13 protein-coding genes are annotated in these 11,131 nt (G+C 68.0%); 1 reads left to right on the plus strand and 12 read right to left on the minus strand.

Translation table 11 applies throughout. The features are described from left to right. Positions 1-2: 2 nt before the first annotated feature. The 7 genes from cobT to cbiE form a co-directional block, all read right to left on the minus strand. Positions 3-1,013, minus strand: coding sequence for a nicotinate-nucleotide--dimethylbenzimidazole phosphoribosyltransferase (cobT, locus tag AC0L15_RS11355; protein WP_473496349.1), 1,011 nt, complete (start codon positions 1,011-1,013; stop codon positions 3-5). 24 nt (positions 1,014-1,037) lie between these two features. Continuing rightward, positions 1,038-1,817: an adenosylcobinamide-GDP ribazoletransferase gene (cobS, locus tag AC0L15_RS11360; RefSeq protein ID WP_287247344.1), complete on the minus strand. Its 780-nt coding sequence runs from the start codon at positions 1,815-1,817 to the stop codon at positions 1,038-1,040. 63 nt (positions 1,818-1,880) lie between these two features. Beyond that, complete coding sequence (locus tag AC0L15_RS11365) at positions 1,881-3,191, minus strand: cobyrinate a,c-diamide synthase (protein WP_287247343.1); 1,311 nt, start codon at positions 3,189-3,191, stop codon at positions 1,881-1,883. Then, positions 3,188-4,006 (minus strand): uroporphyrinogen-III C-methyltransferase, encoded by an 819-nt coding sequence (gene cobA / locus AC0L15_RS11370; RefSeq protein WP_287247342.1) that lies wholly within the window; start codon positions 4,004-4,006, stop codon positions 3,188-3,190. The genes AC0L15_RS11365 and cobA overlap by 4 nt, the downstream gene beginning before the upstream one ends. Continuing rightward, a complete protein-coding gene (gene cobM / locus AC0L15_RS11375) occupies positions 4,003-4,767 on the minus strand; it encodes a precorrin-4 C(11)-methyltransferase (RefSeq protein ID WP_287247341.1) in 765 nt (254 codons plus the stop codon). Before cobM ends, cobA begins: the two co-directional genes overlap by 4 nt. Further along, positions 4,764-5,150, minus strand: a complete 387-nt coding sequence (locus AC0L15_RS11380) for a cobalamin biosynthesis protein (RefSeq protein WP_287247340.1) — start codon at positions 5,148-5,150, stop codon at positions 4,764-4,766. Before AC0L15_RS11380 ends, cobM begins: the two co-directional genes overlap by 4 nt. Continuing rightward, entirely contained in the window at positions 5,147-6,388 is a 1,242-nt protein-coding gene (cbiE, locus tag AC0L15_RS11385) for a precorrin-6y C5,15-methyltransferase (decarboxylating) subunit CbiE (protein WP_473496350.1), read from the minus strand. Before cbiE ends, AC0L15_RS11380 begins: the two co-directional genes overlap by 4 nt. 1 nt (position 6,389) lies before the next feature. Here cbiE and AC0L15_RS11390 point away from each other — a divergent pair, with 1 nt between their 5' ends. Continuing rightward, positions 6,390-7,157 carry a cobalt-precorrin-6A reductase gene (locus AC0L15_RS11390; RefSeq protein ID WP_473496351.1) on the plus strand — a complete coding sequence of 256 codons (768 nt, stop codon included), beginning with the start codon at positions 6,390-6,392 and terminating at the stop codon, positions 7,155-7,157. Here AC0L15_RS11390 and AC0L15_RS11395 read toward each other — a convergent pair. From AC0L15_RS11395 to AC0L15_RS11415, 5 genes are all read right to left on the minus strand, one after another. Beyond that, on the minus strand, positions 7,121-7,885 hold the full coding sequence (locus AC0L15_RS11395) for a precorrin-3B C(17)-methyltransferase (RefSeq protein WP_287247338.1): 765 nt from the start codon (positions 7,883-7,885) through the stop codon (positions 7,121-7,123). The two genes, AC0L15_RS11390 and AC0L15_RS11395, sit on opposite strands and share 37 nt — an antisense overlap. Then, the gene (locus AC0L15_RS11400) at positions 7,882-8,640 is read right to left on the minus strand and encodes a precorrin-2 C(20)-methyltransferase (RefSeq protein WP_287247337.1); all 759 of its coding nucleotides are present in this window, start codon (positions 8,638-8,640) and stop codon (positions 7,882-7,884) included. Before AC0L15_RS11400 ends, AC0L15_RS11395 begins: the two co-directional genes overlap by 4 nt. Then, the gene (locus tag AC0L15_RS11405) at positions 8,637-9,278 is read right to left on the minus strand and encodes a precorrin-8X methylmutase (RefSeq protein WP_419693713.1); all 642 of its coding nucleotides are present in this window, start codon (positions 9,276-9,278) and stop codon (positions 8,637-8,639) included. The genes AC0L15_RS11400 and AC0L15_RS11405 overlap by 4 nt, the downstream gene beginning before the upstream one ends. Next, positions 9,275-10,759 (minus strand): precorrin-3B synthase, encoded by a 1,485-nt coding sequence (gene cobG, locus AC0L15_RS11410; protein ID WP_287247335.1) that lies wholly within the window; start codon positions 10,757-10,759, stop codon positions 9,275-9,277. The genes AC0L15_RS11405 and cobG overlap by 4 nt, the downstream gene beginning before the upstream one ends. Next, positions 10,756-11,131 (minus strand): cobaltochelatase subunit CobN (locus AC0L15_RS11415; protein WP_473496352.1); only part of this gene is annotated, 376 nt, incomplete at its 5' end. The genes cobG and AC0L15_RS11415, both read right to left, overlap by 4 nt.

An 11,131-nucleotide genomic window follows, 5' to 3' on the forward strand; every position in this document is an offset into this window, starting at 1 on the left:
ATTTACTTCTCCGAAACACCGGCCTCGGCAAAGCTTGCCATGCGGGCATGGCATTCGAGCGCGGAGCGGACGATGTTGACGGCGAGGCAGGCGCCGGAGCCTTCGCCGAGCCGCATGCCGAGGTCGAGCAGCGGCGGCAGGCCGAGCGCCTCGAGCAGCCGGCGATGGCCGGATTCGGCCGAGACATGGGCGGCAAGCGTGTGGGCGAGGCCGGCGGGGTCCAATCTCGCCAGCGGTGCGGCGGCGGCGGTGCAGACGAAGCCGTCGAGCAGCACCGGCACGCCTGAATGGCGCGCCGCCAGCGTCGCGCCAAGGATGGCGGCGAGTTCGCGCCCGCCAAGTGTTGCCGCGACCATCAGCGGGTCGGCAAGGTCCTCGGCGTGGCGCTTGAGGCCGGCCTCGATGGCGGTGATCTTGCGCACCAGGCCGGCATCGTCGACGCCGGTGCCGCGTCCGGTCCATTTTTCCGCGCCGCCGCCGAACAAGGCGGCCGAAATGGCCGCCGCCGGCGTGGTGTTGCCGATGCCCATTTCGCCGAAACAGACGAGGTCGAGGTCCTTCGTCACCGCGCCGTAGCCGGCCGAGACGGCGGCGAGGAAGGCCTCGCCGTCCATTGCCGGCCCTTGGGTGAAATCGCGGGTCGGATAATCGAGGTCGAGCGGAATGACGTGGAGCTCGGCGCCGGCGATGCGGGCGAGCTGGTTGATGGCGGCGCCGCCGTCAGAAAAATTCGCCACCATCTGCACGGTGACTTCCGACGGGAAGGCCGACACGCCCTGTGCGGTGACGCCGTGGTTGCCGGCAAAGACCAGGACTTTTACGCGATCGAGCTGCGGCATGTCGCGGCCCTGCCAGCGGGCCAGCCATGCGGCTATGGATTCCAATCGGCCAAGGCTGCCTTGCGGCTTGGTCAGCGTGTCCTGGCGGCGGGCGACAGCATTTGCCGCGGCCTCGCTGCCGGCAGGCAGATCGAGGCAGGCCGCGCGCAACTCATCGAGTGATTTGAAAGGCATGGGGGAAAAATCTCCGAAACAGAGTCAGGAAAGCCAAACGGAAGCGACGAGCAGGATTGCGATCTCGCCAAGCTGCTGCAGCGCGCCGACCGTATCGCCGGTCTGGCCGCCGATCTGGTTGCGGCACAGCTCGCGAAAGGCGGCAAACAAAAGGCCGAGCAGGATGAGGGCGGCGACCGCGCCACCGAAGCCTAGCGCCAGCAGCGCGACGGCGCCGAGCACGGCGCCGGCAATGGCGGTTTCGGCCGACACGGGGCCTGCATCGGCCGAGAGGCCGTCGCTGCGAGCCGCCGGCAACAGATGCATGAAAGCGCCGAACAAGCCGCGCGAGGCGGCATGCGCGGCAATCAGAGCCCAGAACATCTGGGCCGGGCCGGCGAATTCCGAAAGCACGCTCCAGCGGATCAGCAGCGACAGGGCGAGCGCGCAGGCGCCATAGGCGCCGATGCGGCTGTCGCGCATGATCTCCAGTTTTTTCTCGCGTGTCCTGCCGCCGCCAAAGCCGTCGGCGACATCCGAAAGCCCGTCCTCATGCATGCAGCCGGTGGCGAGCAAGGTTGCGGCCAAGGTCAGTGCTGCTGCCGGGCCGGCGGCAAGACCGAGCCAGGTCCCGACCGCGTAGACCAAGCCGCCGATCAGCGCGACGGCAAGGCCGGCGACCGGCGCCGCCCACATCGCGGCAGCAAGGCTGCGGTCCCGAAAATCGACGACCGGCAGCGGCAGCCGGGTGAAGAAGACGACGCAGAGCGCGATGTCTTCGAGCGCTTGGCGAAGCGAAGGGGGCATGTCCTCGAGTTTGAGCATGATCTATTCCGAAAATCGGTTCCCACTTTTGGCTGGTGCGGACCTCCGGTTCGGGATCATGCTCTAGCCTCTCGCAATGGCATGGAAGAACGTGCCGCTGACAAGGCCGCGCCGGTAACCGGAGGCGCCGAGCTGATTGCCTTGGCCGTCAGCGAGGTCGGCCAACGGTTCGTCACTGCCGGTGGCAGTCATCTGCGCGTAGTGGAATTCGTGGCCGCGGATCAGCGCGCCTCGGTCTCCCAGCGGGCAATCGGCGCGCAGCCGCGCCTCGCGGTAGCCGAGGTTCATCTTTCGCTTGGCAAAGCTGGTCGAGTGGCCGAGCAGGCCGAGCATGGCGTGCGTCTCGCCCGATGCGTCCTCCAGCCCTTTGCCGAGCACCATGAAGCCGCCGCACTCGCCATGCACCGGCCGTGTTGCCGCAAACGCCTCGATGCCGGCCCTGAAATTCGCAGCCGCCGCAAGGCGGCCGGCGTGAAGCTCGGGATAGCCGCCGGGCAGCCAGCAGACATCGCAATTTTCGCCGGGCGCTTCGTCGGCAAGCGGCGAGAAGCGGATGATTTCAGCCCCTGCCTTGCGCCAATGCGCGGCGACATGCGGATAGAGGAAGGTGAAGGCGGCATCCTCTGCCAGTGCGATGCGCTGGCCGGGCGGTGGCAGCGCGTCGCCGTAACTGCCGGTAGCGGGTGCGAAGGGCGCCGCCAGCGCCATGATGGCGTCGAGATCGAGCGAGCGTTCGACCATGTCGGCCAGCCGGTCGAGATGCGCCATCAGATTCTCGTATTCGCCGGCCTGGACGAGGCCGAGATGGCGCTCCGGCAGGTTGAGCGATGGATCGCGCAGGATCGCGCCGACCACCGGCAGGCCGATCGCCTCGATGGCGTCGCTGCAGAGACGGCGGTGGCGTTCGCTGCCCAGCCGGTTGAGCACGACGCCGGCCATGCGCACATCAGTGTCATAGCTGGCAAACCCCTTGGCGACGGCTGCCGCGGTCGTCGACTGTCCGGAAACGTCGAGCACCAGCAGCACCGGCAGGCCGTAGAGCCGGGCGAGATCGGCGGCCGAGCCGGTGCGGCCCGGAGCAGCCGGAATCCCGTCGAACAGGCCCATGGCGCTTTCCAGGAAGATGAAATCGGCATCTTCAGTTGCGTCGCCGGCCAGCGCGTTGAGCAAAGCAGGCGGCATCGCCCAGCTGTCGAGATTGACGCCGGAAAGGCCTGTCGCGGCGGTGTGGAAACCTGGGTCGATATAATCGGGGCCGGATTTGGCGCCGCGCACCTTGAGGCCGCGCCTGGCAAGCGCGCGCAAGATACCGATGGTGACGCTGGTCTTGCCCGAGCCTGAGCGCGGCGCGCCGATGATGATCGCGCGGGTCATGGCTCGCCCGCCAATGCCGCGCGCATCGCGACGATGCCGCCGACGACGATCAGCGCCGGCGCGGTCAACCCGGCGGCGGCCGCCTCCTCGGCAATGGTGGCGAGGGTGGCGACGACGATGCGCTCCTGCGGCGTCGTCGCGGCGACGATCACTGCAGCAGGCGTGGAAGGCGGCAGGCCGCCGCCAAGCAGCGAGGCTGATATCAGCGGCAGATTGGCCATGCCCATATAGACGACGACCGGCTGACCGGTGCGGGCGATTGCCGCCCAGTCGAGGTCGTCGTCGGTACCGGCGGCGTGGCCGGTGGCCAGGATCACCGCCTTGTTGATGCCGCGCATGGTGGCCGGGATGTCGGCTCCGGCAAGCGCGCCGAGGCCCGAAGTCAGGCCGGAGAGGACGCGGAACGGGATGTTTTCGCGCGCCAGCGCCAGCGCCTCTTCGCCGCCGCGGCCGAAAATATAGGGGTCGCCGCCTTTCAGCCTGACGACGAGGCGGCCTTCTCGCGCCAGCCGCACCAGCAAAGCGGTGATGTCGTCCTGCTTCATCGACGGCTGGCCGCCGCGCTTGCCGGCGTAAAACAGCTCGGCGCCCGCGGCGACGGCGACGATTTCGGGAGAGACCAGCGCGTCGTAGACGAGGGCATCGCACTGCCCAAGCGCGGCCAGCACTTCCAGCGTCAGGCAGCCGGGATCGCCGGGGCCGGCGCCGGCCAGCCAGACATGGCCCGGCTCAAGCTGGCGCGGCTTGAAGTTCAGCCGGGCCAAAGCCTGTTCGATCGTGGTATTTCCACCGCTGTTTCCTGTGCCGTCGTTCACAGTCCGTCCCGTCCGCGAAAACGCCGCTGGTAGTGGGCGTCGTAAAGTGAGCTCTCGCCAAAGCCTTCCGCCGCCAGCGAACGGCCGACAAAGATGATGGCCGTGCGCTCCATCGGATCGGCGGCCAGTTGCGCCTCGATCGTCGCCAGCGTGCCGGTCAGCACGCGCTCGTCCGGCCAGGAGGCACGGAAGACGATCGCTACCGGGCACTCGGCGCCATAGAAAGGCGTCAGCTCGGCGACGATCCTGTCGATGGCGTGGATGGCAAGGTGGATGGCGAGCGTCGCGCCGGTGCGGCCGAAGCCGGCCAGCGTCTCGCCGGGCGGCATTTTGGACGCGCGGCCGGAGATGCGGGTCAGCACCAGGCTTTGCGCGACTTCGGGAATGGTCAGTTCGCGGCGCAGCGCTGCCGCGGCAGCCGCGAAGGAGGGCACGCCCGGCGTCAGCGTATAGGCGATGCCGTGCTTCTCCAGCCGGCGGATCTGCTCGGCGACAGCGCTCCACACCGACAGGTCGCCGGAATGCAGGCGGGAGACATCGTGGCCGGCCTGGTGGGCCGCCAGGTACTCCGCTTCGATCTCGTCGAGCGACATCGGCGCGGTGTCGATCAGCTTCGTGCCGGGCGCGCAGTGCTGCAACAGTTCCGGGGCGACGATCGAGCCGGCATAGAGGCAGACCGGGCAGCTTGCCAGCAGCCGGCTGCCACGCAAGGTGATGAGGTCGGCCGCGCCGGGACCGGCGCCGATGAAGTGAACGGTCATGCCGCATCTCCGCTGATGGCGATGGCGCAGGTGACCGGGCCGAGCACGATGCGCGGCCCGAGCAGTTTTGCGCCTTTTCCGGCGGCGGCAAGCGCCGAGGCTTCGGAAACCGACGGCGTGCCGGCATGTTCCTGCGACAGGCTCGAGCGGCTCATTGCGCGCGGCGACGCGGCCTCGAGCGCAGCGTCCTCGACAACGATCACTGGAAGAGCGAGTTCGCGCCCCGCAGAGAAGATTGCCTGCTCGTCCTGCTTCTGAGAAGCGGTGGCGAGCGCCGAAAGCGCCGTCATCGCCAGCCCATGTGCTTCCAGAGCGGTTTCTATGGCTGCAAGCACATCCCTTGCGCTGACGCCCTTGCGACTGCCGATGCCCGCGACCATCATGGCTTGACCCAGCTCCATTGGCTGACCGGCATGGCCGGCCGCCAGGCCTGCATCGAGCCAACCGGCGAAGCGCGGGATAGTGCGATGCGGGTGAGATCGCCGCCGAGCGACGCGTGGCGGGCGAGAAGCAGCGCCTCCATCTCCAGCGTCACCGCATTGGCAACCAGCCGGCCGCCAGCACGTAGGGCCTCGAGGGCAGTATCCAGCACGCCGGTATCGCTGCCGCCGCCGCCGATGAAGATCGCGTCCGGCGTCTCCAATCCGGCGAGCGCCTGCGGCGCCGAACCCTCGACGACGGCAAGACCGGGCACGCCGCAGGCGGAACCGTTGCGGCGGATGCGGGCGGCACGGGTTGGATCGGCCTCGATGGCAATAGCGCGCATCGTGGGATGGGCGAGCATCCACTCGATGCCGATCGAGCCGGAGCCGGCGCCGATGTCCCACAGCAACTCGCCGCGCCTGGGGGCGAGGGCCGACAGGGTGATGGCGCGCACCTCGCGCTTGGTGAGCTGGCCGTCATGCTCGAACAAGTGATCGGCAAGGCCCGATGTCAGCGGCAGGATGCGTGCTTCCGAAGTTGAGTCAACTTCGACCGCCAGAACGTTGAGCGGATTGATCTTTTCGATGTCGAAGGCGTCCGCGCGCGCCAAGCACAACCTTTCGTTCGGGCCGCCCAGCGCCTCAAGTGACGTCAGTTGCGAGGCACCGAAGCCGAGCTCGGTCAGCAGGCGCGCAATCGCCGCCGGCGCATCGCCGTCCGAGGTCAGCGCAAGGATGCGGCTGCCCGGATGCAGCACCGGCCGGATCAGGTCGAGCGGGCGGCCGTGCAGCGAAATGGTCTCGATATCCTGCAGCGCCCAGCCGAGGCGGGCGGCGGCCAGCGAGAAGGCAGAAGTGGCGGGGATCACCTGCATCTCCTGGGGAGGAATTTTGCGAGCAAGGGTGACGCCGACGCCATGGAAGAACGGATCGCCCGACGCCAGCACGCAGACGCGTCTGCCGGAAAGCGCCAGCACGTCGCGCATCTCGGCATCGAAAGGGGTCGGCCAGGCACGGGCTTCGCCTTTGGCGAGCGACACGACGAGCGCAAGGTGCCGCGTGCCGCCGAAGACGAATTCGGCCTCGGCGATCAGCTGCTTGGCCTCGTCGCCGAGACCCGCTACACCGTCCTCGCCGATGCCGACGATTGTGAGCCATCTTGAGTTGAGCTTGGCGCCGCGCGGACCCTCAGCAGGCATGATGACCCACCGCATTCTGATCCTCGGCGGAACCACCGAAGCCCGGCAACTGGCGGGAAAGCTGGCCGCGCGCGCCGATGTCTCGCTCACGCTGTCGCTGGCCGGCCGCACCGAAAATCCCGTCGCGCAAGGTGTGCCGACGAGGGTGGGCGGTTTCGGCGGCGCCGACGGGCTGGCTGCCTACCTCCGCGAGACCCGCATCGAGCTGCTGGTCGACGCCACGCATCCCTATGCGGCGCAAATCTCGGCCAATGCCGCGGCAGCGGCGCGAGAGGCCGGCGTGCCGATCGTTGCGCTCAGGCGCCCGGGCTGGGAGCCTGCCGAAGGCGACCGCTGGACGCTGGTCGACAGCGTTGCCAGCGCGGTGACGGCGCTGGCCGCTGCGCCACGCCGCGTTTTCCTGGCGCTTGGCCGGCAGGAGGTCGCCGCCTTCGCGGCGGCGCCCCAGCATCATTATCTGATCCGCAGCGTCGATCCGGTCGAGCCAAGGCTCGCTGTGCCCGACGCGACCTATCTCCTGGCGCGCGGGCCGTTCCGGGAAGCCGACGAACGTGCACTGCTTCTGGAACACCGCATCGATGTCGTCGTGTCCAAGAACAGCGGCGGCGAGGCGACCTACGGCAAGATCGCCGCAGCGCGGGCGCTCGGCGTCGAGGTGGTCATGATCCGCAGGCCGACGCTGCCGGACGTTGCGTCGGCTGAAACCGTCGAAGCCCTTGCCGCGATGGTCGATCATTTTCTTGGGCCCGCCGCCGAACGCGGCGTGTAGACCAGCGCCGGTCTTTCGCCGCGCTTGATGATCCTGGTTTCCGGCGAGCCGATGATGATGCAGGTCGCCATGTCGGCCTTTTCTGAATCGGCGTCCGCCAGCAGAAAAATCTCGATGCGCTCGTCGGGACGGCCGGCGGCACGGCCGAAGACGACCGGTGTGGTGCCCGGCAGGATCGCAGTCAGGCATTCGAAGGCGCGGCCAAGCTGCCAGGGGCGCGCCTTGCTGATCGGATTGTAGAGCGCGATGACGAAGCCGGCGCCGGCCGCAGCCAGCAGCCGCAATTCGATGAGATCCCATGGTTTTAGATTGTCTGACAACGAGATGGCGCAGAAATCATGGCCGAGCGGCGCGCCGATGCGGGCCGCGACCGCGAGCATTGCGGTGATGCCGGGCAGCATCGAAACGTCAACGGCACGCCATTCGGCCGGGCCGGCCTCGATCGCCTCGCAGACGGCTGCCGCCATGGCAAAGACGCCGGGGTCGCCGCCCGAGACAACGGCGACATTGTGGCCCTGCGCAGCCATTGCCAGCGCGTCCTTGGCGCGGGACAGCTCCTCGCGATTGTCGGAGGCGACGCGGGTCTGGTCCGGGCGCAGGTAGAGCCGGTCGAGATACGGTTTGTAGCCGAAGAAGAATCTTGCCTCGGCGACGGCGCGGCTCGCTTCCGGCGTCACCTGGTCGGCATTGCCGGGCCCAAGGCCGATAACGGTCAGGCGGCCGCTCATGTTTCGGCTCCCAATGCGGCGGCCCGGCCTGACCAGCCGGCGACCAGCACGATGGCGAAGTAGGGCGCGTTGTCGTCCTGCTTGTCGGCCAGCCGCATCGAAACGCCGCCCGGCATGGTGCCGCGCTCGACATAGACGGCACGCGCCAGCTTGTCGGTCGCCTCCAGCGCGCGCCTGATCTTGCGCAGGTTGCGGCCAACCTTCATGATGACGGCAGCATCGGTGTCGGCGAGGCGGCGGGTCAGCTCGAATTCGCTCATCGTGCCCGGCAGCACGGTCAATACATCGTCGCCCTGGACGATCGGCGTTCCGGTGGCCGACCAGCAGCCGGACATGGCAGTGACGCCGGGAATGACCTCTGTTGGAAAGCGGTGCGCCAGCCTGACATGCAGGTGCATGTAGGAGCCGTAGAACAGCGGGTCGCCTTCCGAGAGCACCGCGACCATCCTGCCGGCGCTGAGATGCTCGGCGATCTTTTCAGCGGACTCTTCGTAGAAATTCGCTATCTGCGACCGGTAATCGCTGTGATCCTTGTCGATTTCGGTGGTCACGGGATAGAGCAGCGGCAACTCGATCAAATCAGGACGAAAATGGGCGCCGACGATGGCGCGCGCGTTGCTGTTGTTGCCGCGCTTGGCGAAATGCGCCACCACGTCGGCCTCGGCCAGCGCGCGCACGGCCTTGAGCGTCAGCAGCTCGGGGTCGCCGGGACCGGTGCCGACGCCGACAAGCCGGCCTTTTACAATCGCGTTCACAGGCCCGGCCTCGCCAATGCGTTGATTGCTGCGGCGGTCATGGCGCTGCCGCCCAGCCTGCCGCGCACGATGGCGTAGGGCACGCCATAGGAATTCTCGGCCAGCGCGTCCTTCGATTCGGCAGCACCGACGAAACCGACCGGCATGCCGATGATAACAGCCGGTTTGGGCGCACCGTCGCGCAGTTTCTCCAGCAGATAGAAAAGTGCGGTCGGCGCATTGCCGATGGCGACGACCGAACCGGCCATACGCTCGCCCCAGAGGTCGATGGCTGCGGCCGAACGGGTGTTGTCGATCTTTTTCGCTATGTCGGACGTCCGTGGGTCGCGCAGCGTGCAGATCACCTCGTTGCCGGCCGGCAACCGGGCGCGCGTGACACCATGTGAGACCATCTCGGCATCGCAGAAGATCGGCGCGCCGGCCGCCAGTGCCGCGCGGGCGGCGGCAACAAAAGCTTGCGAAAAAACAAAGTTCTGCGCGGCCTCGACCTGGCCGCAGGCATGAATCATGCGGATGGCGACATCGGCTTCGGCATTGGAAAAGCGCGACAGGTCGGCCTCGGCGCGAATGATGGCGAAGGAGCGCTCATAGATCGCCGTGCCGTCATGGATGTAGTCGTAGGGGGCGGGCATGTTCATTCCTGTCGGTAGAGTTCGGTGACACCGGCCGCGCCAAGCCTTGTCAGGCAGGCGGCGGTGGTCTCGCCTCGAAATCGTGCCTCGCGGATCGCTGCGGCAATGCGGCCAACGCCGCGCGCGGCGTCATAGCCTGGCCTGTATCCGGCGGGAAGGGCCTTCGCCGTCCCGTCCACGACAAGTCCGGCCTCGTTTTCGCCGCCGACCAGTGTCAGCGCCGCCGGGCCGGGATGGGCACAGCCCTTGGCGCAGCCGGAAATGTGCAGGGTGACGGAGGCATCGAGGAGGTCGCGGTTTTCTGCGGCGATGGTCTCGGCGATGTCGCGCGTGGCGATCCGGCCGGAGGCGCAGGCCGGCGCACCGGGGCAAGCGACGATCCTGGTGCGCGGATCGGCTGCGTCGGTGACGAAGCCGAGGGTGGCGGCGGCCTGCTGGAGCGAGCGGCAGGCGGTCGGGGAGAGGCCGAGGAAAAGCAGCGCGCGGTGTGGCGCCAGACGGATTTCGGCCGCGTCAAGGGTTAGGGCGTGTTGCATGAGGCCGATGAGTTTTTGCGCCGGCATGCTGCCGAAGGGCAGGCCGATGCCGAGGGCGATGCCATCTGTCAGATCGAAAATTCCAATGGGGAAGCGAGCCGGCACAGGAAGGCGCTCCACGGCGCCGCCCTCTGTCCTGCCGGACATCTCCCCCACTTGGGGGGAGATTGGCAGCTTCGCCGCCGGCTCCCCCTTAGCATCTTTGGCGATTGGCGAAAGCGGAGACCGGGGCGCAATCTCCCCCCTCGTGGGGGAGATGTCCGGCAGGACAGAGGGGGGCGCGAAGGAATGCCAGCTTGCGAGAGATGTCAGCTGCCTAGCCGTCAAATCCCTTGCATGGGCATCGCGGCCCTTTTCGGCGACCATCCTCAGCATCGCGATGGCGATATCGCGGGCCGCATCGTCTCCCACCGTCGCGAGCGGCTTCGCATTCTGCCCATCACCCGCAACAGACACCTGCCACCTGATTCCCGCATTGGTGCGCGTTGCTGCCAGCCGCACATCGGCTGTCACCGCATCCATAGCCAACTGTCCACCGCCGTCGACGATCACCGAAACCTTCGGGCCAAGGCGCTGTGCCAGCCCAGCTTCAGCAATTGCTGCCCGAATCCGCTCCGCCAACGGGCGCGGGTCGGCGATCTCCTGCGTATCCAGCCCCGCCAGCGGTCCGGTCTCGACCGGCACGCCGGTGCGCACGGCGATGCCGAGCGCGTCGATCTCCGCCGCCAGCAGCCGGGCGCTGGCCGGCATCAGGCCGCGGATCTGCAGGCTGCCACGCGCGGTTACTTCCATGATGCCGTTGCCGTGCCGCAAGGCGGATTCACCGAGCCCGATCAAGGACTTCGGCGAGAGTCCTCCAGCCATCGGGTTGAGCCGCACCAGAAGCCCGTCGCCGGTCTGCATCGGCGCGGACAAAGCAGGGCAGGCGCCGCGTCGGGAGAAGGCGTTCATGCCGCCACCCCCAGCGCGCGGGCTTCGGCGATCAGGGCGGCGAGGTCGTCGTCGACGGAATTGCGCAGCGGGTGCCAGAGACCGCGCCGCCGCGCCGACAAGAAACGCTCGGCGATGATTTTCGCGGCCGCCGGGTTTTCGCGCAGGATGAAGGCGCGCACCTCGGGATCGCCGAGATAGGCGTCGTGCACGGCCTCGATCAGCGTGCCCGGTATGGCATGGGTGGTCTCGGCGAAACCGACGAGACGGTCGACGGTCTCGGCGAATTCCGAAGCGCCGCGCGGTCCGTGCCGCATCTGGCCGGCAATGAAGCGCGGGTTGACGGCGCGGGCGCGAACCACCCGAGATACGGCTTCTCCAAGCGAGCGCGGC

Source organism: Mesorhizobium sp. WSM4846 (assembly GCF_055811415.1).